The following is a 17,737-nucleotide window of genomic DNA, read 5'->3' on the forward strand; positions in this document are numbered from 1 at the left end:
AAAGATTTGTTTAAATTAGGTATTCTATATGTAGAGGTATATATGATTGATCTTAGCTTATTGCGTGAAAACCCTGATTTATTTATTGCTTCTCTTAAAAAAAAAGACCCTAATTATGATGTAATGCGATTAATAAGCTTGGATAAGGAGCTTCGTAAAGTTCGCGTTGATGTTGAATCATTACGTCATCGTAAAAATGAGTTAGCAAAAGAAGGCCGTGGAGGCATAACGCAAGAGTTGCGTGAACAATCCATTGATGTAAACAATCAATTAAAAGAAAAAGAACAAGTACTGAGCGTTTTAGAACCTGAATTTACTCATTATTATCTTGCTTGTCCTAACATTGTACAGAATGAAGTTCCCACAGGTAATAAGGAAGCGAATTGCGTAGTAAGTTTGTTTGGTAAAAAGCCTCTATATTCATTCGAATTAAAAAATCATCTTGAATTAGGAGAAAGCCTTGGGTGGTTAGATTTTCAAACAGCGGCAAAAGTGAGTGGTGCTGACGTTGCTTTGTATAAAGATGATGGCGTTAGATTACTTTTTTCTTTGGCTATGTTTATGCTTAAGCATAACAATAAGCATGGTTTTAATTTTGTTTTACCATCTGTCTTTGTTAACGAAAAATCCTTGGAAACTACCGGTAACTTTCCTAAATTTAGAGACCAAGTGTTTGCCATTCCAGAAGATAATTTCTTTTTAACACCTACATCTGAAGTTAATTTAACTAATATGTACCGTGACCATATTTTTATGAGAGAAGATCTTCCCGTACGCATGACAGCGTTCACCAGTTGTTTTAGACGTGAAAGTGGTGGTTATGGTTCTAGTGAGCGTGGTTTAATTAGAATGCGTCAGTTTGAAAAAGTAGAAATTGTTTCTCTTTGTGATCCTGAAAAGTCTGAGCAAGAACATGAACGTATGCTTGCATGCGCTGAAGGTATTTTACAGGCTTTAGGTCTGCATTATCGTGTTATGTTATTAGCAGCACAGGATGCTTCATGGTCATCGGCAAAAACGTATGATATTGAAATTTGGTGTCCTGGCCAAAATGAATATAAAGAGGTTTCTTCAATCAGTAATTGTACTGATTTTCAAGCACGTCGCGGAATGATACGGTTTAAGGATAAACCGGATGGTAAAACGCAATTAGTACATACGCTCAATGGTTCTTCTTTAGCATTACCACGATTAATGGTAGCGTTAATGGAAACATATCAGCAGTCTGATGGCACTATTATTATTCCCGATATTTTGAAAAAAGAAGGTCTGTTTTAATGCGAAAAAAAATGATTCCAATTTTTGCAGGAGCTATGTTTTTTCTTGTTTATAACTCTTTTTTTGCTTGTTATTATGATGTGTATACAAGCGTAGTCTTTTTTTTATCTTTGATCATTGTAGAAACTTTTACTGTTTGTTGTTCTCCGGCAGAATTAGTTGGTGTGGGGCATGAGAATAAAGCAGTTATTTGGTATGAATTTATCAGGCTGTTTATTATTATATTAATTTCTATGCTGTGGTTGTTAGGTGCTCGATGGTATCATTATTCATTCTTTATTTATTTTAATATGCCTTTTTTTATTTGGATAGGAATGGAGTATAAGTTGTTCAGAAAAATTATGTGTAAAACATGATCAGATTGGTGATTTAAATGGTAGAGAAAAAAAAATTAATATCTCCAGAAATTGCACATAAAATAAAACAGCTAGAGATTTTTACACGGCGCTTACTTAATGGATCCTTGGTAGGAGATAGTCGTTCTGCTATCAAAGGAACTGGTTTTGAATTTGATCAAATTCGTGAATATAGTTTTGGTGATGATATTCGTTTTATTGATTGGAAAGCATCAGCACGGAGCAATAAGTTATTAGTAAAGCAGTATATTGAAGAGCGCAGTAGAACTATATTTTTGGCAGTTGATGTTTCACAATCGAGTATTTTTGGTTCTAGCGTTACTAATAAACATACACGTATCACCGAACTTGCGAGTGTGTTAGCATTGGTTGCTCACCATGGTAAAGACCACGTAGGACTTTTGTTGTTTTCGGATAACATTGAGGAATATATACCGCCAGCAAGTAGCTTGCATCATGTACATCGTGTTGTTGAATGTATACTGGGCTTTGCGCCAAAAAAATCAACAACAGATACATCAAAAGCATTACAGCACCTGCTTTCTGTAAAAAAAAGTGATGCGATTGTATTTCTTATTTCAGATTTTATTGATGATGAGTTGGATACATATCTTGCGCAAGCTGCTTGTAAATATGATCTTATTGCAGTTCGTTGCTTGGATGTGAATGAAAAAATAATGCCACCAGTCGGTTTTATTACGGTAGAAGACATGGAAACTGGCGAGTTTGTTGAGCTTGATTTGCGTAATAATTCTAGTGGTGATGTAAAAAAGTTTTTAGCTACTCGTATTGATGAGCAGAATATGTTATTTAAACGACGTGGCATTGATTTTTTTGAAGTATCATCAGAAAAACATGATTATTTATCTGATATGGTTAAATTTTTTAGACGTCGCATGATGTATTAAAAGAATTTTTGTTATAATTTTTGTATACTATGAGTAGTTAAAAATATGAAGTTAAATGAAAAAACTGGTTTATATGAAAATTATGGGCTGTGGCATGTTCCGTTTTGGCAAACACAAAAATTTCAGTTGGCGGTAGAAATTTTTGCATGTTTGGTTGTGTTATGTTCAGCGTTTTTTTTAATCAGAAAATATATGCAGTATCGTAAAAGAAAAAAATTAGTTCTGTGGGATCAAGCACTTTTAGAGTTGAGTTATTTAAAAAGAGATCAAAAAGTAGACGTTGCTCATGGTAAAGAATTTTATTTAACGGTATCGGTTTTACTGAAAAAGTATTTTCAGGATCGTTTTGGTTATGATTTGGTGAGTAAAACTGATGATGAGGCAGTTCAGTATTTGCAAGAACATTATACAGATCTGCATGGGGTTGAAGAAATCAAAAAATTACTGCAGGGCAGCGAAATTATTAAATTTGCTAATGCTCAAGCAGCTCAAGAACAAATCGAACATGATTATCTTTGTGCTACTGCAATAATCACCCGAACCATTCCAGTAAGAAAATAGCTAATATTTTTTGCAATAAATAGCAAAAAATAGATACTTTTTATTGACAAGAATAACAAAGTAGAATTCTCGCCTATTTGACAAAATTATAAATTTCAAATAGATTTATATTAAAGGTAAATTGCCTCAAAATCTATATAAATATAAGATATTTTTTTTATGAACATGAAATATATAATGCTTTCGGCATTTATGATCAGTGCGGTTTTTGCGAGTTCAGTTATGGTAGCAGAAGTTCCTCTAATGTCTCTAGATTTCCTTGATAAAGCAGCGTCAGTGATAGTAGTAGGGACAGCAGGTGCAACAGCAGGATGCATAGTTGTAGGACAAAAAGGAGCTGCTCTTGGAGCTACCTATGGCGCAAGGTTAGGATCCATTGCAGGACCAGCAGGAGCTCTAGCAGGCGGAGTGATAGGTGTGGTAGGTGGTGGAGCAGTTGGAGCGGTAGCTGGATATACCGGGTTAGTTATATTTAAAGCATTACATAATGAGATCAAAAAAATAACATTAAAATTAAGTATTTTTAGAAGCATTTTTATGCTATTTGACTTATTTTCTATTTGTGATATGATTTATGGTAAGTGCTGATTTAATAATTATTGAGTTAGTTGTAATAGTAAGAAGAATTAAAAGTATTAATATAATATATTTTATTTAGAAAGGATGCAGTTATGACTAGGAAAAATATATCCTTGGTTGCATTATTGGCAGTTGGTAGTTTTTTGAGTGCTAATATGGATGCTTTTTTTACTAAAAAGCAGCGAGAGGCTAGACAAGAGGCTGCTCATATGCAACAACGACGCGCAGCTGAAGGAACATGGCAATATAAAGAATTGATGCAACTTGATGAAAGAGAACGTACTATTCGTACAATTCATTCCGTTGCTCAAAAAAACTGTAAAGAAAACAATTCAGTCTATAGTTGCGAAGAAGCTAAGTTGATGGAAGAAATTTTAACTCAACTAAATGCTGAACGATTACCGTTATGTAATGCTGCAACCACAACGACAGAATATCAAACATGGCATATGGAAGCTTTTGGAAGAAAGTCTGAGCCCTATGTTTATGAAGAAGAGAACAATTTGAAGCAATAAATTCTTTGTAATGGTTTGCTCTGAATTATTAATAAAACACCTCGCTAATAAACTTAGCGAGGTGTTTTTTATGTTACTTTATAAATAGAAAAAAGGTATGATTCTCGCCTATTTGACTAAGTTATAAATTTCAAATAGATTTATATGGTGTGTAAATTGCCTCAAAATCTATATAAATATAAGGTGTTTTTATGAACATGAAATATATAATATTTTCAGCGCTGATGATTAATACAGTTTTTACCAGTAGTGTATTTGCACAAGGTAAAATAGTATCACCTGTGGTGGCTTTCTGCTTAGGAGGAGGATTGATGAGTTCAGTAGCAGGATGTGCGATTGCAGCACGAAAAGGAGCAATAGCTGGTAGTAAATATGGAATAAAATTAGGTAGAATAGGTGGGATTACAGGAGCTGTAGCAGGAACCGTAATTGGTGGAACATCAGGAGCGATAGTAGGTGGGATTAGTGGAATATCTTTCATGCTTTTTATGCCTGTTGGACTTATCGTTAAAAAGTAATCTAAGAATAAGAATGATACAGTTGATGTTCAATAAAGATAGCCTGTTACTAATAGTTTGTAGCAGGCTGTTTGTGTTTGTGAATGTAAACATTCATGAGTAAAATTATTTTATAAATTGATCTTCATATAATCGTTTGATTTCATCATCAGTTGTTGCTTCTTCAGCACCTTTATCAAAACGATAATCCATGAATCGTGGAAATCGTAATGCATAACCAAGATTTTTTTCGGTTTTACCAGCGCTATGTAGTGGGGACAGGGTAATTTCATCAGCTCGTACGCGACAGACGATATCCGGTGTTACCCATTTGTCGGGAATAAGTTCTTTAGCGCATTGAATATTTTTTGGTTTCTCCGCAACTGTTAATGAATCACATTTCTTCTTTAATTCACGCCATTCAGAATCAGTCATACCGGTACCAATTTTAGCCACTGTTTGAAACATATCCAGTTCTTTATTGAAAACCCCTACTAAGAATGCACCAATACCAAAATGTGTGCGTTTTCCTTTACCTGCATAGTAACCAAGGACTACACAATCAATGGTATCTTCTAGATGGCCTTCTTCTTGGCGTTTTAGTTTTATCCAATTAAAGTTACGTTTTCCTGGTTGATATGGTGCCTCAGGTCGTTTTACTACAAGTCCTTCGAGCCCTGTCGCGACCGTAGCAAAAAAATAATCTTCAAGTGATTTGGCGGTATGTATTTCTTTGTGTTCAATAATAAAGATATGTTCAGATTTTACATTGTGCAGTAATTTTTCTAATTGCTGATGCCGTTTAATGTAAGGTATATTAAGATAACTTTGGTCATTAAGATAAAGTAAATCAAATAAAAACAGTTGCAAAGGGAATTCAGTAGCAGCTTGTTCTATGCCGTGTTTTCGTTTGCGTTTTACTGTTTCTTGAAATGGTAAAAAACCATTGGTGTTGGGATCGTAGCCAATCGCTTCACCTTCACAGATGAGATTCTTAACATTCAGTTTTAACAATTCTTTAGTTATGTCAGGAAACATTGCTGACATATTTTGTAGATTACGTGAAAAAAAATTAATTTTTGGTGTATTTGTTGTGTTATCAACATGTATTTGTAAGCGAAAACCATCAAGTTTTGGTTCAGCATAACAGGTATGTAGTTTTTTAAAAATAGCTTGTGCCGTTGGTAATCGCTCTGCTGCTGCAGGTAGGATAGGAGTGCCAACTTTAATACTCATATGTTTGATTGCAGTGATTCCGTTTTCCTTTAATATTTTTGCAATAAGGCCAATGTCTGCGCACATATTATAAGCATGTTCTAAATCAGATCGTATTGATTTATTTCCAGTTTCCATCCATGACAATGCATCAATAATTGTCATATCAGAAAATCCAAGACGTAATTTTCCAATGATAATGCGCGCAATAAATTTTGCAGATAAGGGATCTAATTGATTAAATAAGTCAGATAAAAAAATTATTTTTTCTTCTTGAGAACCGGTACCGCTCATTTTTTCAAGTTTACATAATGCGTGATAGACATCCGTAACAGATAATTGTGCGGTATTATTCCAGGTGTATTCATTGAATATAAGACCAATATCTCCGATATGTTTTAGTTCTTTTTTTATTGTATCGGGGGACGTATTTAAAAACTGAGCGATTGCTTTGAGTAAATTTTTTTCAGCAATATTAAATTGTGTGCCGATATGTGGTGGATGTAATTGTCCAAGTGAAAGTGAAGTGATAATTTCCGCTTCCTGAGGAGATGCTTTTTTGAGTAATTGTGCGAGTAGGCGAGTGATTTCTAGTCGTCCTGAAATTGGTTCAATTTCATTAAAACTATGCGCTACTTCAATAAATTTCATACTGTTCCTTGGTGATGCTGTAAAATTATTTTTTATCAAAACTAATGATGTACCAATAATTATACTATGTATAACAATAAGAAGGACAATTTTTTTGGTCAATATTTTTTCCAATATGCATAGATATTAAGTTGATGTGTGCGTAGAATCCATAATGTAGAAAACAGGGAAAATAGAAAGAGTGAGGTATAGTTTATTGTGTACGTATATAATGGTAAACATAGAGCAGAACCGACTGATGCTATACCAACTGTATTGGTTACTAGTAATAAGAATAACCAAATACTAAATGAAGAAATAATCGCCATTGGGTATAAACCAGCAAGTAATCCACAAAGGGTTGCAACACCTTTTCCTCCATTACCATTTAAAAATATTGAACAGCCATTGCCAATAAGTAATATGCTTGCAAAAACACAAAGATAATTAAGTTCAAAATAGGATTGTATCATGTGTATGAATAAAAAAGCTTTGCCAGCATCAAGTAAAAAAACGAGAAAAAAATATCGCATTCCAAGTAACCGAGAGACATTTGTTGCACCGATATTGCCTGATCCATGAGAACGGATATCAGTAATTCCTTTTAATTGAGCGATAAGATAACCCATGGGGATTGCTCCAATAAGATATGCGGCTATACCAGTTGTTATCATAAAAATATACATATATATTATCCTAATCTACGTTACTATGATTCATATTAATAATATCATTTTTTTTTATTAAATTCGAAAACTTCCGCAGTAATACTTTGACATAGAGGGTAAAATAAGTGTATAAATGATCAATGAGAATTCTATGTTAACAAAAGGGATAATATGAAAAACAGTCTAATAGCAATAATTGTTATGTCTTATGGATCATTTCTTTATGGGATGGAGAAGATAAATCCTCGAAAGATATATAAAGTATGTAATACGACAATTATTTTAGAAAAAGGTTCTAGTCAAAATACCATAAAAAATAAAGGTTTTGGCACCACAGTAATTGTTGGTCGTTCTGAACAAAGGACACTGGAAGAGCCTTCTCTTGGCGATAGTAATAAAGTGGGTCAAATGTATTTCCTTACAGATAAACGTGTTTATTTTAGAAATCCCGATGATGAGAGTGCATCTGATGATGATAATTATAAACCTTATAATAATGATGATACATTTTATAAAAAGGCTCAAAAAGAAACAGTTACTATTGAGGACATGTCCATTATAGAGCCATGTATAGCTGAAACGCTCATATATGATTCTATCACCCATAAGTTTACTAAAGGGTTTTATTATACAGTTATGAGGCAAATAGGACCGAATAGTTATCGTGATGAAGAGCATGAGGGTGATGAGGCAATTAAAGTGGCAGAAGGTGATTTAAAAATGTGCTATATGAAAGTTTTAGAAATAGCATTGATTAAAGGTGAAAAAGAAAATATTATTGTACCTGCATTAAGTACGTCTGTTGGCTTTCCTCGTGGTAAAGCATCACCAGTAGCGGTATCAGCAATTATTGACTTTATAAAGGAATATCAAGATCCTCTTTTTACTATACACTTATTTGTAAAAAAGCGATCTGAATTTGAAGCATATCAAGCTCTTTTGACTGAGAAAATAAAGGTTATGAAAGAACAGTTAAAGAATATAAAGATAGTATAAAGAACTTAAACAAAATTATAAAGCTTATAAATGTAAAAAATTTATAAGCTTTATTCTTGATATAAGAAATAACCATATTAGAATTTTCTTTGAAGTTTGATGTTAATTTACTAATCAACGTAGTATCTAAACCGGTGATTATACCATCCAATCATGCAGTAATTAAAAAGAAAAACACTATAAATTTTTTCTATTTTTAAGTTGTATCATAAAAATAGAACAATAATTATAAGCACTACCAATTGATAGTACTGTTGCAAGCAATAAAAGAAACAGCTCAACAGCGTTCCAGTAAGTTGTAGAAACATTAAGTATATAATATGGATTAGCAATAACGCATGCTAAGCAAATAATTTGAATAATTGTTTTAAGTTTGCCATAGGATGAAACAGCGATTGAATAGTTATTCTCTAAGGCAACGTAACGAAGTGTCATAATAAAGAATTCTCTTCCTATCCAGATAATAGCCCAAAAAAAATGTAGTTTATGTGCAGCTACTAATGCAATGAGTGTTGAATAGAGTAAAAATTTATCAGCTACATGATCAAGCATTGCTCCTGTAGAAGTAACTTGTTGATATTTACGTGCTAAATAACCATCAAAAAAATCGGTTAATCCGAATAAGCAAAAAAATAACGCTAAACAACAATTAAGCAAAAAAATGTTATAAGGCAACAGATATACTAAAAAAAATGGCAAAATTATAGGAGATCCTATTAATCTAATGAAAGTGAGAAACATTGGAAGAGAAAGTTTTGTGTTATGCATAACATATTCTTTAAAAATTTCTGGTAGCGGCGCAGGGATTTGAACCCCGGACCTACGGATTATGATTCCGCCGCTCTAACCAACTGAGCTACGCCGCCACTACTATACCAGATGATAGAAATATATTTGCTTCTAGTATAACACTAAATAGAAAGCTTTTGAATACTAAAATTATTTAAAATAAATTTAAAAAATGATCTTAAGAAGAATAAGGTAGCTACCAATGTAGCAATGATTCCCAGCATTAATGTTACAGCAAATCCTTGAATTGGGCCTGACCCTAAATTATAGAGAACAATGCCACTAATGAAGGTCGTGATATTGCCATCTAAAATAACTCCCATTGCACCCACAAATCCTTTATCAATAGAATTTTTTACACTATTACCTTGTGCTATTTCTTCTTTAATTCGTTCGAAAATTAAGATTGATGCATCAATCGCCATACCAATAGTTAATGTCATACCAGCAATGCCAGGTAATGTTAGCGTTGCACGTAGCCATGCAAGACCAACTAATATTAAAATAAGGTTATAGACCAAAGCTAGAAATGCTAACAATCCGCACCACTGATAATAATATAAACTAAATAAAAATATAAGCGCAAATCCACCAAGACATGAATATAAACCATTTTTTATTGATGTTGCTCCAAGTGAAGGTCCAATTTGTCTTTCTTCTTCAAAAGTAACGGGAGCAACAAAAGAACCTGATTTAAGTAAATACGCTAATTTTTTTACCTCATCACTAGTGAATGTTCCGGTAATGGTTCCTGTATTTCGAATTGCTTCGTTTATTCTTGGTGCGGAAATTACTTTACCATCAAGCACAATTGCAAGTTGTCTGTTATAATTTTTGCTGGTTAGTTCGTAAAATTTATCAGCACCATCTTCATTAAATGAAAATTGCACGACTGGTTCAATTCCAGTTTTTCCGCCCATTGTAGGTCGTGCATCAGAAAGCATATTGCCCGTTACCTTAGCATATTTTTGTACAACATAATATGAACGAGAGCGACCATGTGTGTATTCACCTGGTAAAATCTGTAGATCATCAGGAAGATCTCCGTCATATTCGAGTAGTAATTCTGATTCGCTTGAACCTATTTTTTCAACAATTTTAAATTCAAGAAGCGCAGCACGTCCAATCATTTCTTTTGCTTCTTGTGGATTTTTGACATCAGGTAGTTCAATAATAATTTCTTTTTCGCCTTGTTTCGCGATAGAAATTTCAGCAACGCTAAATTTATCAAGACGAGTACGTAATATTTCAATATTACGCGATACAGCATCATTTTTAATACGTTTTTCGATTTGTTCTGGAAAATATAATACGATTGTGTTTTTATCAACTTTTTGTACTAGTTCGTGTTCATCAGTTTTTAAAATTTGCGTAGCATCTTGTGTTTGTTGTTGATTTTGAAACATGAGAATAATTGTATTGTTCTCTATTGTTTTTGACGTTACAACAATTGAACGCTCGCGACTTAATTTAGTATTAATATTGTGTAACTTATTTAATAGTTCTGCTTCAATTGCTTTATTAGTTTTTACTTCAAGAGTTAAGTAACTACCACCAACAAGATCTATTCCGAATCGTAATGATTGACGTAGCGGATATAAAAAATAGATACCAATAACGCCTAATAATAGCCATATCATTAATTCAGAACTGACAATATGTTTTACTGTTGATTTCATCAAAATAACTCCTTAAACATAAATATTTCACTACCTTTTTTATATATTCAAATACTTATATATTTTTTTAAAAATATTAACTACAGCGTAATAAAAAACCTAAATAAGCTTGGTGCCAGAGAGGGGACTCGAACCCCTATGGGATTTCTCCCACAGCCACCTCAAGGCTGCGTGTCTGCCAATTTCACCACCCCGGCATCTCATTCTTGAATGTGTTTTAGTATAACGAGAAATTCGGTATTATCAATCTTTTTTTAGCCCAATTTTATAAATTAATAAATAAAAATTGGGCTTTTATAATAAAAAAATTAAGAATATATTTTTGGAATTTTATTTTCCAAAGATCATATTGTAGGGAATTTTAATAACAGAAAGGATAGCGTTAAGTCCTTTTTTGATAAACGAAGCAATCCAACCAAACCAACTTAATTTTTGCTTTGGCGCAACTTCCTCTTCATCATTAGTATCGCCTTGATTCTCTTCTTCTTGATTTTGTTCTGTTTGTTGTTCGAGAAGAGATGTTCGACGTTTTAAATTGACACCTTTTTCTTTAAGCGCTTCTATTTGATTTTGCACTCTAGTTATATGTTGTGTTGCTTCATTAATTAGTTTGTTAAAGTGAGTTAAAAAATCTTTTTCTAAATATAAGCTGATATTTTTTATGTTACGAGCTGCTCCTTCAATCATATAATAGAGTTCACGGGCTTTCGTGTCATTTAATATGTGGGCAATCTCTTTAAAATTGTCCCAAGCCTGTTTTTCAAACTGCCTTACACGATTTATTTGATTCATTAGTGTCCCTAATGCATCATCGATAGAATGATCAAGATTTGCAATTGATTCAACATCAAGTTTGAGCTGTTTTATCGCCTCTTCTTCTGTTGCAATCGATTCATATAGTGTGCGCTCTTGCTCGCTAAGATCTCCTTCTTGTTCTCGTTTTTTTTCAAAAAAATTGATTAATTCTGATAATATAGTTTGTAGTTCCCCTTGACCAACACCGATATTAAGATAAAAAGGATCTAAAATATTTCTATCAAGCTCATTGCGCTTAACAAAAAAAATGGTACGAGATTCCCATATGCTATCAACAAGAAGGCGTATTTTTTCATATCGTTCTTCAGCGCGTTCCCACCAAATACGTTTGAAGAGCCAGTTTCCTTGTGGATTTTCAAGAGAAACGGTATCGATTCCTATTGGTTTTTCTGTGATGACAATCTCTTCTTCCACTGGTTCGGGCTCGATAGGAACAGGTGTTACTGATGGATTCATTGGTTTTTCAGAAGATGTTTCTGGTAGCTCTTTAACCAATGCTGGTGTTGATTCTTTAGCATGAGATTTTGGTAAACCTTCTTTTTGTTGCGTTGTTTCGCCCTCTTGTTTTATTGAGGTGTTTGTGGTTTCTGTTGGTGATTTTTCATTTGGCTTTTCTAGAGAAGTGTTAATTGGTGGAGCTTCTTGAGCTATGCCATAATGAACTGCTGTGTTGAGCATCATTACTACTAATGGTGTAAGTATACGCATAAAATGCTATCTCCTTTTTTTTACTAAAGAGTTACTGAAAGTTCTTCTATTTCCTTCATTAAAGCATTAGACAGTTCTTCAGCTTCTGATGAGGTATAATTCCACCTTACACCACTCGTTACATTAGTTAAAACTGATCTATCACATTTAATATCAATAATATCAATACGTACAACATTCATAAATGGATGAACAAGTGATGGAGCTCTTACAACACCAGCGCGTCCTAAAATACTATACGCCACATTGCCTTCATCTAAAAAACAAATCATAACTTTTTTTTGCCATACCATGTTGTGATATCCTGTATGGTCTTTGTGAATAGTCAATAAGATGCTTTCAAGACCCTTCGCGACTATACATTGGACAGGAGTTGTGTTTGGTAATCCTTTTTCAGAAAAAGTTGCAAGAATGCCTACCGTTTGTCCTTTTTTTAAAACTGTCAATAAATCTTCTGGTAATTTTATGCCAACATGTTTTGCCATGAACATCCTAACTTACATAATACATACTATAATTTTCATATATTTTTAGTTTATTAAAGAAAAAATGCCTTTTATAAGGCAAGTCTCGTTATTATTTCATTTTCTATGACCAACCCCGCGGGAGTTAATTGCAGACGACCGTTATTTTCTATAATTAATTTTTCTTTTTGTAATGTATTAATTATAGTTTTAAGTTCTTTTTTTTGTACAACGGTTAAATTATTACTAATTTCTTCCCAACAAACCCCCTTTGTTCTTCTTAATCCAAGCATAATTTTTTCAACATATATTTGATCTTTGGTAATTATTTCTGTAAAAACTGGTTTATACTTGTTTTGTTCGATACTTTCTAAATATTTAATAAGATTTTTTTCATTTTGTAAGCGAGAAGTTCCATCAAATGAACATGCACCAAGCCCAAATCCTCTATATGGCAAACGTTCCCAATACATACTATTATGGCGAGATTCTTTTTTTGTTTTTGCAAAACTAGAAATCTCATATTGATTAAAATTATGATTAATAAGAAATTCGCGAGACCAGTAATATGCATCTACAACTTCATCATCGCAAGGCAATATGACTTTCTTTGATGAAACATTAAAGAATAATGGTGTGCTATCATGAACTTCCAATATATACATTGATATATGAGTAATATTCCATGTAACTATTTTTGCTAATAACTCTTTCCATTCAATCATGCTAATTCCTGGTAGGCCTAAAATAACATCTACAGAAATGTTATCAAAATAGCTTGGTGCTTTATCAAGCAAAGAGTATACATCTGTGGCTTTTTGTAAACGATTTAATTTATGCAAAACAGAATCATTAAGACTTTGCACGCCAATACTTATTCGATTAATTCCTAATTCTTTCCATAAGCTTAATTGTTCAAATCGCACTGTTCCCGGATTAACTTCAAATGTTATTTCCGTGTTTTCATCAAAAATAAAAAATTGATTCAATGTGGCGAACATATCGCGTAAAAGATGATCAGGATATGTGCTGGGTGTTCCACCGCCAAAATAAATTGTATTTAATGGTAGTCGGTTCGCGTAATTGCTGCCAAACTCTTGGATCTCTTTTGTTAAGGCATTGTGGTATCGTTCCATAAATGGATCATGCGATGCAAGCGCAACAAAAGGGCAGTAATGACAGCGATATGGGCAAAAAGGCCAATGAATATAAAGAGATCGTGTGTGTGATGAAATATCATAATACATTAAGAATCCATTTTGTTGAAAAGCTAAAATAGTACATTTCATTGTACCATAGGTCTTGTTTCGCAGCAAATTGTATTAAAATATTAAATTTTTTCAGTATAATATATTTTTATGAGTAAAATATAAAGAAAATAAGGCATACGTAATAAGTTGTGTAGATGGTCCAAGGCTGTTTTCATTTTTTCCTTTTTTTTTATTGCATTGATTTTTTTTTACTATGACATAGATTAAAACTATTATTATGATTGATTTTGTGATGCCTACCATAAAGTTATTTATTGCCAAAAGCAAGAGTTGATATTGTGTATAAAAATAGAATAATTTTAATCGCTGTTTCAATTATTATATCACTTTTTATTTTGCGGAATTTTATGTTCATTAATGTTTCAATTATTGAAACATTTTCATCATACATGGTATATCCTTTGCTGCGAGTCCAGCGAATAGTTTTTGAACCCATTACATCATGGTTAGGCCGTTATATAATAATGCACAATCTCGATAAAGTAGTTGAAGATTTAAAAAAGAAAAACGATGAGATTGTAGCTGAAAATATTGCATTAAAAGCATTGCGAAATTATTCAGAAGAGATAGGCGAATTATATAATTTTAAAAAAAAATATTTATTAAATCGAGGATCTATTGCACAAGTATTAGCTCGTCATTTCTCACCTAATAATCAATTCTTTCTCGTTGATGCAGGAAGATCTCATGGTATAAAAAAAAACATGATAGCGTTATGGTGTAATTCTATAGTTGGGAAGGTTGTTGAGGTTTATCCCTGGTATTGTAAAGTATCTCTTATTACCGATGCTGATTGCAAAGTTGTCGCAGTATGCTCTCAGGGTAACGTTACTGGTATTCATGAAGGAATTAATGAAATTGATCGTACGATAATGCGTTATGTAAGTCATTTGGAATCGGTTTGCATTGATGATTTAGTGCTGTCAAGCGGAGAAGGTTTTGTTTTTCCTAAAGGATTTGCTTTAGGAAAAATTATCTCAGTTACTAAGGGAGAGTTATTTTATACTATTATGATACGGCCTACGTTAGACTTTCAAGGATTACAATATTGTACTCTTATTGCCAAGGAAGATATCTGAATATGATGTTTTATCATTATATTCAATCCATTCAATTTCTCCTTCAATAAGTGCTTTTTCTTTAATTGTTCTTATTGCTGCGCATAACGAGCCAACTTCATTGCTTAAGCCTAAAGAGACAGCCTTGCTACCAGTGAAAATTTTTCCATCGCCCCAGCTATGCGTCGTTGTAAGCAATAATTTTCTCTGTAAAGCAATTTGCTTAGTAAGATGTTGATACAATTCATTTTTTATGTCGTTAAACATCTCATTGTGTTCTTCATCTAATATGTAATGTGGTATTGTAGTAAAGGTATATCCAATGTTTCCTATAATTGCCGATTCTGGCGCGATGATATAATCACATACGCTTGCTATAAGATATGCTCCCGCAAGACATGTATTTTCTATTAATGCAATAATAGGTTTAGGATACATTTTTTTGAGCTGCCGAATGTCATGAAAGATAGTATGGCTAGTGCCAGGAGCAATATCTGTACAATCTATTTTAATGATAATGCCCTTTATAGAGGGGTTTTTGAAAAAAAAATGTAATCGTTCAATAAAATATGATGTTTGATTAAAAGGATTTAGTACGTGAAGAATTCCAATAGGCGTTCGAGGTTCTAATAAAGCTATATATTGTTTTTTAATTCCTTCAAATAAAAAAGGTGCTATATACAAAAAGGTAATAAGAAAAAAAATTGTTTTGATTGAGGTAAGCAGGGTCATGGTGAAACCTTGTAGCAATTAAACGAAACATTTCTAGGTATTGATTTAGTAGCATAGTCAAAAAAGAAAAATTATAAAAGAAATGTGATATTTTTTTGACTTTTGCTCATATATACATTAAACTTTCTCCAGTAAGTTGGGTGGGAGTTTGGGCGATTAGCTCAGTGGTAGAGCATCAGTCTTACAAACTGGGGGTCGTAGGTTCGAAACCTACATCGCCCACCATAATTTAAATTTTTGAAATATATTCCTCGGTAGCTCAGTGGTAGAGCAAACGACTGTTAATCGTTGGGTCGCAGGTTCGAATCCTGCCCGGGGAGCCATTTGTTTTGGGGTGGTAGCTCAGCTTGGATAGAGCGTCCGCCTGTCACGCGGAAGGTCGCGGGTTCGAGTCCCGTCCACCCCGCCATATTTTAAAATGTGGTGAATGCATTAATTTTTGAACAAAAAAAAGTAGATTGGTCTCATTGATCAGTCTACTTTTTTTTGTAATACATTTTTTAAGATAAAGAGGTTAATCGTGAAAAAGTTTTATATTCCAGTATACAAATGTTTTGTTATTGTTTTTTTTGTTGTCGGTAATGTAGGTTGTAGTGATTTTTCATCTCATAATTCATATAAACTTTTTGCGGCCGGTGTTTTACCTGTTGTCTGTGATCCCGTAACTAAGAAAATTACATCGGTTATTTTAGGAAATATGATAAAAATTTCGAATAAAGATAATAATAAATATTGCAAGGTATCTGTAGATTCAGTTGTTTCATTGGAGCAATTTGACTATTTTGGTGGGTTTGCTGATAAAGGAGAGGATAATTCTCTTATAGTTGCTGCAAGAGAGTGGCACGAAGAGTCTTTATTGGAAAAAACGCTTGGATGGAGTTTGAAATCTACGCAACAATTTATTAAAGACAATATTGTCAGCACTGTTATTCTGGCGACTAAAAAAGAAGATAAGTATACTTATGGTGTTATGTATATCGTAAATATTGGAAAGAATCATAAAGATAATTTGATAAAATATTTTAATGTTATCTATAATCAAGAATTGAATAATTATATTAAACAGCATAATTTATATGTTGATTTGCATTTGCAGGATGATGTAAATAATAAAATAAAGAGGCCTTCTCAGTGTACATTAGAGAAGAATATGATAGCTGAAATTGATATCAATGCTTTTATAAGCAAAATAAATGAACAAAAAAATAAGACGGGTAATTCTGAATTATCAATATTATGCAATAGTAAGAATAAGTATAATTATTCTGATCAAAATGTAAAAATTCGAGATATAGTGGTGCAATTAACATATTCTGACGCTAAGAAAATAAATTTTTCTGTAGATAACCTTATTCATATTTTTGGTTCTGAGAAGATGGGAGTGGGTTTCAATGACTGGGAGTTGCCGAGTAATGATAGGAACTTTCTTTGTGATATAGTGCAGTTGCATTCTGTAGAAATGACAAAAGAAAAAATAGAAAATAGTAGTTGTGATTGGTTAATAATTGGAAAATGGTTGACAGTTTCTTGTATTGCGATTTTGTGTGTTGGAAGTTTTTTATTAATTAAAAAAATACGTGCGTAAATTTATTAAATTGAAATTTTTGTATTAATTAAAATATTACGTTGTAGCAATTGCCAGCAATGATATAGCAACAGAATTTGTTGGGGTTTCGGCAATGTTGACCACGGCTACAAGTGTAGAGAGTTTATAGGCTGCTATGGTGGCAGATGTAGCGCTACTTGTCGTTATTTCTGCAGTATAAAATGTATAATGCATACACAGCAGAGTTTTTTTGAGGTTTTTTGGTGGTATATTGTCATTATAATGCGCGTGCAATGAATAGGTTAATGTATACAAAAAAAGTATAAAATTTTTACATAAAACATTCATTCATAAATTCATTTCTTTAAAAATTTAGATCTAAGAATTATTATAAAAATGTGTATACAGCTAATTTTATAGATTACAAATTCGTTTTGATTTAATTTAATATTTTTAATTAATTAGTTATTC

At 32.6% G+C, this 17,737-nt stretch carries 19 protein-coding genes and 5 tRNA genes; 13 read left to right on the forward strand and 11 right to left on the reverse strand.

The annotated features are described in order from the left end of the window. The first annotated feature begins 42 nt into the window (after positions 1 to 42). The 7 genes from serS to VLB80_02355 all read left to right on the forward strand — a co-directional run bounded on the left by serS (position 43) and on the right by VLB80_02355 (position 4,715). Positions 43 to 1,278: a serine--tRNA ligase gene (gene serS, locus VLB80_02325; protein ID HSC25033.1), complete on the forward strand. Its 1,236-nt coding sequence runs from the start codon at positions 43 to 45 to the stop codon at positions 1,276 to 1,278. Continuing rightward, the gene (locus VLB80_02330; protein ID HSC25034.1) at positions 1,278 to 1,634 is read left to right on the forward strand and encodes a hypothetical protein; all 357 of its coding nucleotides are present in this window, start codon (positions 1,278 to 1,280) and stop codon (positions 1,632 to 1,634) included. Before serS ends, VLB80_02330 begins: the two co-directional genes overlap by 1 nt. Before the next feature lie 17 nt (positions 1,635 to 1,651). Continuing rightward, complete coding sequence (locus tag VLB80_02335; protein ID HSC25035.1) at positions 1,652 to 2,542, forward strand: DUF58 domain-containing protein; 891 nt, start codon at positions 1,652 to 1,654, stop codon at positions 2,540 to 2,542. Positions 2,543 to 2,587: 45 nt separating this feature from the next. After that, complete coding sequence (locus VLB80_02340; protein HSC25036.1) at positions 2,588 to 3,103, forward strand: hypothetical protein; 516 nt, start codon at positions 2,588 to 2,590, stop codon at positions 3,101 to 3,103. Between the two features lie 159 nt (positions 3,104 to 3,262). Next, positions 3,263 to 3,691, forward strand: coding sequence for a hypothetical protein (locus VLB80_02345; protein HSC25037.1), 429 nt, complete (start codon positions 3,263 to 3,265; stop codon positions 3,689 to 3,691). An 83-nt stretch (positions 3,692 to 3,774) separates the two neighbouring features. Continuing rightward, positions 3,775 to 4,197, forward strand: a complete 423-nt coding sequence (locus tag VLB80_02350; protein ID HSC25038.1) for a hypothetical protein — start codon at positions 3,775 to 3,777, stop codon at positions 4,195 to 4,197. Positions 4,198 to 4,388: 191 nt separating this feature from the next. Then, a complete protein-coding gene (locus tag VLB80_02355; GenBank protein ID HSC25039.1) occupies positions 4,389 to 4,715 on the forward strand; it encodes a hypothetical protein in 327 nt (108 codons plus the stop codon). 105 nt (positions 4,716 to 4,820) lie between these two features. Here VLB80_02355 and VLB80_02360 read toward each other — a convergent pair whose 3' ends face one another. Next, entirely contained in the window at positions 4,821 to 6,560 is a 1,740-nt protein-coding gene (locus VLB80_02360) for an ATP-dependent DNA ligase (GenBank protein HSC25040.1), read from the reverse strand. A 98-nt stretch (positions 6,561 to 6,658) separates the two neighbouring features. Beyond that, on the reverse strand, positions 6,659 to 7,225 hold the full coding sequence (locus VLB80_02365; protein ID HSC25041.1) for a glycerol-3-phosphate acyltransferase: 567 nt from the start codon (positions 7,223 to 7,225) through the stop codon (positions 6,659 to 6,661). Between the two features lie 153 nt (positions 7,226 to 7,378). Here VLB80_02365 and VLB80_02370 point away from each other — a divergent pair, with 153 nt between their 5' ends. Further along, positions 7,379 to 8,203 (forward strand): hypothetical protein, encoded by an 825-nt coding sequence (locus VLB80_02370; GenBank protein ID HSC25042.1) that lies wholly within the window; start codon positions 7,379 to 7,381, stop codon positions 8,201 to 8,203. Between the two features lie 177 nt (positions 8,204 to 8,380). Here the strand turns inward: VLB80_02370 and pgsA are convergent, their stop codons facing one another. The 7 genes from pgsA to hemW all read right to left on the reverse strand — a co-directional run bounded on the left by pgsA (position 8,381) and on the right by hemW (position 13,906). Continuing rightward, the gene (gene pgsA, locus VLB80_02375; protein ID HSC25043.1) at positions 8,381 to 8,971 is read right to left on the reverse strand and encodes a CDP-diacylglycerol--glycerol-3-phosphate 3-phosphatidyltransferase; all 591 of its coding nucleotides are present in this window, start codon (positions 8,969 to 8,971) and stop codon (positions 8,381 to 8,383) included. A 21-nt stretch (positions 8,972 to 8,992) separates the two neighbouring features. Then, positions 8,993 to 9,069, reverse strand: a tRNA-Met gene (locus VLB80_02380). A 45-nt stretch (positions 9,070 to 9,114) separates the two neighbouring features. Beyond that, on the reverse strand, positions 9,115 to 10,671 hold the full coding sequence (gene secD, locus VLB80_02385) for a protein translocase subunit SecD (GenBank protein HSC25044.1): 1,557 nt from the start codon (positions 10,669 to 10,671) through the stop codon (positions 9,115 to 9,117). Positions 10,672 to 10,781: 110 nt separating this feature from the next. Next, a tRNA-Leu gene (locus VLB80_02390) sits at positions 10,782 to 10,868 on the reverse strand. A gap of 133 nt (positions 10,869 to 11,001) precedes the next feature. Then, the gene (locus VLB80_02395) at positions 11,002 to 12,195 is read right to left on the reverse strand and encodes a hypothetical protein (protein HSC25045.1); all 1,194 of its coding nucleotides are present in this window, start codon (positions 12,193 to 12,195) and stop codon (positions 11,002 to 11,004) included. Positions 12,196 to 12,218: 23 nt separating this feature from the next. After that, on the reverse strand, positions 12,219 to 12,680 hold the full coding sequence (locus tag VLB80_02400; GenBank protein ID HSC25046.1) for a pyridoxamine 5'-phosphate oxidase family protein: 462 nt from the start codon (positions 12,678 to 12,680) through the stop codon (positions 12,219 to 12,221). Between the two features lie 71 nt (positions 12,681 to 12,751). Next, positions 12,752 to 13,906 (reverse strand): radical SAM family heme chaperone HemW, encoded by a 1,155-nt coding sequence (gene hemW, locus VLB80_02405; protein HSC25047.1) that lies wholly within the window; start codon positions 13,904 to 13,906, stop codon positions 12,752 to 12,754. A gap of 371 nt (positions 13,907 to 14,277) precedes the next feature. Between hemW and mreC the strand changes: the two genes are divergently transcribed. Beyond that, positions 14,278 to 15,009 carry a rod shape-determining protein MreC gene (gene mreC / locus VLB80_02410; GenBank protein ID HSC25048.1) on the forward strand — a complete coding sequence of 244 codons (732 nt, stop codon included), beginning with the start codon at positions 14,278 to 14,280 and terminating at the stop codon, positions 15,007 to 15,009. Here the strand turns inward: mreC and VLB80_02415 are convergent. Beyond that, positions 14,971 to 15,720: a S49 family peptidase gene (locus VLB80_02415; protein ID HSC25049.1), complete on the reverse strand. Its 750-nt coding sequence runs from the start codon at positions 15,718 to 15,720 to the stop codon at positions 14,971 to 14,973. The two genes, mreC and VLB80_02415, sit on opposite strands and share 39 nt — an antisense overlap. Positions 15,721 to 15,870: 150 nt before the next feature. On the opposite strand from VLB80_02415, the gene VLB80_02420 reads away from it, so the two are divergent. The 4 genes from VLB80_02420 (at position 15,871) to VLB80_02435 (ending at position 17,305) form a co-directional block, all read left to right on the forward strand. Next, positions 15,871 to 15,945, forward strand: a tRNA-Val gene (locus tag VLB80_02420). 23 nt (positions 15,946 to 15,968) lie between these two features. Continuing rightward, positions 15,969 to 16,043 (forward strand) — tRNA-Asn (locus VLB80_02425). A gap of 8 nt (positions 16,044 to 16,051) precedes the next feature. Continuing rightward, a tRNA-Asp gene (locus tag VLB80_02430) sits at positions 16,052 to 16,129 on the forward strand. A gap of 111 nt (positions 16,130 to 16,240) precedes the next feature. Next, complete coding sequence (locus VLB80_02435) at positions 16,241 to 17,305, forward strand: hypothetical protein (protein HSC25050.1); 1,065 nt, start codon at positions 16,241 to 16,243, stop codon at positions 17,303 to 17,305. A gap of 36 nt (positions 17,306 to 17,341) precedes the next feature. Here the strand turns inward: VLB80_02435 and VLB80_02440 are convergent, their stop codons facing one another. Then, entirely contained in the window at positions 17,342 to 17,614 is a 273-nt protein-coding gene (locus tag VLB80_02440) for a hypothetical protein (GenBank protein ID HSC25051.1), read from the reverse strand. Between the last annotated feature and the right edge of the window lie 123 nt (positions 17,615 to 17,737).

This window comes from Candidatus Babeliales bacterium (assembly GCA_035455925.1).
In the GTDB taxonomy this organism is placed as follows: domain Bacteria; phylum Babelota; class Babeliae; order Babelales; family Vermiphilaceae; genus SOIL31.

Bases quoted from the DNA above. Each gene is read 5' to 3' on its own strand.
- serS (HSC25033.1), top strand. From the start codon at position 43: ATGATTGATCTTAGCTTATTGCGTGAAAACCCTGATTTATTTATTGCT.
- VLB80_02330 (HSC25034.1), top strand. From the start codon at position 1,278: ATGCGAAAAAAAATGATTCCAATTTTTGCAGGAGCTATGTTTTTTCTT.
- VLB80_02335 (HSC25035.1), top strand. From the start codon at position 1,652: ATGGTAGAGAAAAAAAAATTAATATCTCCAGAAATTGCACATAAAATA.
- VLB80_02340 (HSC25036.1), top strand. From the start codon at position 2,588: ATGAAGTTAAATGAAAAAACTGGTTTATATGAAAATTATGGGCTGTGG.
- VLB80_02345 (HSC25037.1), top strand. From the start codon at position 3,263: ATGAACATGAAATATATAATGCTTTCGGCATTTATGATCAGTGCGGTT.
- VLB80_02350 (HSC25038.1), top strand. From the start codon at position 3,775: ATGACTAGGAAAAATATATCCTTGGTTGCATTATTGGCAGTTGGTAGT.
- VLB80_02355 (HSC25039.1), top strand. From the start codon at position 4,389: ATGAACATGAAATATATAATATTTTCAGCGCTGATGATTAATACAGTT.
- VLB80_02360 (HSC25040.1), bottom strand. From the start codon at position 6,560: ATGAAATTTATTGAAGTAGCGCATAGTTTTAATGAAATTGAACCAATT.
- VLB80_02365 (HSC25041.1), bottom strand. From the start codon at position 7,225: ATGTATATTTTTATGATAACAACTGGTATAGCCGCATATCTTATTGGA.
- VLB80_02370 (HSC25042.1), top strand. From the start codon at position 7,379: ATGAAAAACAGTCTAATAGCAATAATTGTTATGTCTTATGGATCATTT.
- pgsA (HSC25043.1), bottom strand. From the start codon at position 8,971: ATGCATAACACAAAACTTTCTCTTCCAATGTTTCTCACTTTCATTAGA.
- secD (HSC25044.1), bottom strand. From the start codon at position 10,671: ATGAAATCAACAGTAAAACATATTGTCAGTTCTGAATTAATGATATGG.
- VLB80_02395 (HSC25045.1), bottom strand. From the start codon at position 12,195: ATGCGTATACTTACACCATTAGTAGTAATGATGCTCAACACAGCAGTT.
- VLB80_02400 (HSC25046.1), bottom strand. From the start codon at position 12,680: ATGGCAAAACATGTTGGCATAAAATTACCAGAAGATTTATTGACAGTT.
- hemW (HSC25047.1), bottom strand. From the start codon at position 13,906: ATGTATTATGATATTTCATCACACACACGATCTCTTTATATTCATTGG.
- mreC (HSC25048.1), top strand. From the start codon at position 14,278: ATGTTCATTAATGTTTCAATTATTGAAACATTTTCATCATACATGGTA.
- VLB80_02415 (HSC25049.1), bottom strand. From the start codon at position 15,720: ATGACCCTGCTTACCTCAATCAAAACAATTTTTTTTCTTATTACCTTT.
- VLB80_02440 (HSC25051.1), bottom strand. From the start codon at position 17,614: ATGAATGTTTTATGTAAAAATTTTATACTTTTTTTGTATACATTAACC.